The organism is Streptomyces sp. AC558_RSS880 (genome assembly GCF_019049255.1).
GTDB lineage: Bacteria > Actinomycetota > Actinomycetes > Streptomycetales > Streptomycetaceae > Streptomyces.
This window is the reverse complement of the sequence record NZ_JAGMUJ010000124.1, coordinates 1-1336: the sequence shown is the minus strand read 5'-3', so window position 1 is coordinate 1336 and position 1336 is coordinate 1. Positions and strand designations below refer to the sequence as shown.

The 1336-nt window shown below is 66.1% G+C and carries 1 protein-coding gene and 1 pseudogene; both read right to left on the bottom strand.

From position 1 onward, the window contains the following. Positions 1-863, bottom strand: an 863-nt coding sequence (locus tag KUM38_RS29640; protein WP_254397973.1) for an alpha-amylase family glycosyl hydrolase, incomplete at its 3' end; no start/stop codon positions are given. Continuing rightward, positions 860-1336: pseudogene (locus KUM38_RS29635) on the bottom strand (alpha-1,4-glucan--maltose-1-phosphate maltosyltransferase); the annotation flags it as partial. The gene KUM38_RS29640 and the pseudogene KUM38_RS29635, both read right to left, overlap by 4 nt.

The following is a 1336-nucleotide window of genomic DNA, read 5'->3' as shown; positions in this document are numbered from 1 at the left end:
AAGTGGAACGCCATGTGGCACTCGTCGCCGCCGGCGGCGTAGTCGCCGAAGTAGTCGACGACGTCCTCCGGCCACTGGTTCGCCTCGGCCAGCAGCACCGTGTCCGGATACTGCGTGTCGATCTCCTTGCGCACCCGCTTCAGGAAGGCGTGCGTCTCCGGGAGGTTCTCGCAGTTCGTCCCCTCCTGCTGGTACAGATACGGCACCGCGTCCAGCCGGAAGCCGTCGATCCCCAGGTCCAGCCAGAACTTCAGCGCGGAGATCATCTCCTCCTGGACCGCCGGGTTCTCGTAGTTGAGGTCCGGCTGGTGGGAGAAGAAGCGGTGCCAGTAGTACTGCTTGCGCACCGGGTCGTACGTCCAGTTGGACGCCTCGGTGTCGACGAAGATGATCCGGGCGTCCTGGAACTGCTTGTCGTCGTCGGCCCACACGTAGTAGTCGCCGTAGGGGCCGTCGGGGTCCTTGCGCGACTCCTGGAACCACGGGTGCTGGTCGCTGGTGTGGTTCATGACGAAGTCGATGATCACGCGCATGCCGCGCTGGTGGGCGGCGTCGACGAACTCGACGAAGTCGGCGAGGTCGCCGAAGTCGGGGAGCACGGCGGTGTAGTCGGCCACGTCGTAGCCGCCGTCGCGCAGGGGGGACTTGAAGAAGGGCGGCAGCCAGAGGCAGTCGACGCCCAGCCACTGCAGGTAGTCCAGTTTGGCGGTCAGGCCCTTCAGGTCGCCGATGCCGTCACCGTCGCTGTCCTGGAAGGAACGGACCAGGACCTCGTAGAAGACGGCTCGTTTGAACCAGTCCGGGTCCCGGTCCTTGGCGGGAGTGTCCTCGAAGGTGTCCGGGACGGGTTCGTTGACGATCATGCTGTGGGTGACCCTCCGATCGACGGGCTGGACGGTCGCAGGACACGGCTGTGCTCACCCGGGGGCTCACTCCCGGATGCCCGGCCGACGACGAGCACATGCGCTCCACCCGGCTCCAGGCGCACATAGTTGGCCCTGCCCCATTGATAGGTCTCGCCGGTGAGCTCGTCGCGCACCGGTACCGACTCGTGCCAGTCCAGGCCGAGTTGCGGCATGTCCAACGAGACCGTGGCCTCCTGGGTGTGGTGGGGGTCGAGGTTGGCGACCACCAGAACCGTGTTCGAACCCCGCCGTTTCGCGTACGCGATGACCTCTTCCTTGTCGGCGTGGTGGAAGTGGAGGTCGCGCAGTTGCCGCAGGGCCGGGTTCTCGCGACGGATGGTGTTGAGTTTGGTGATGAGGGGGCCGATGGTGCGGCCCTCGCGTTCGGCGGTCTCCCAGTCGCGGTGCCTGAGCTGGTACTTCTCGCTGTC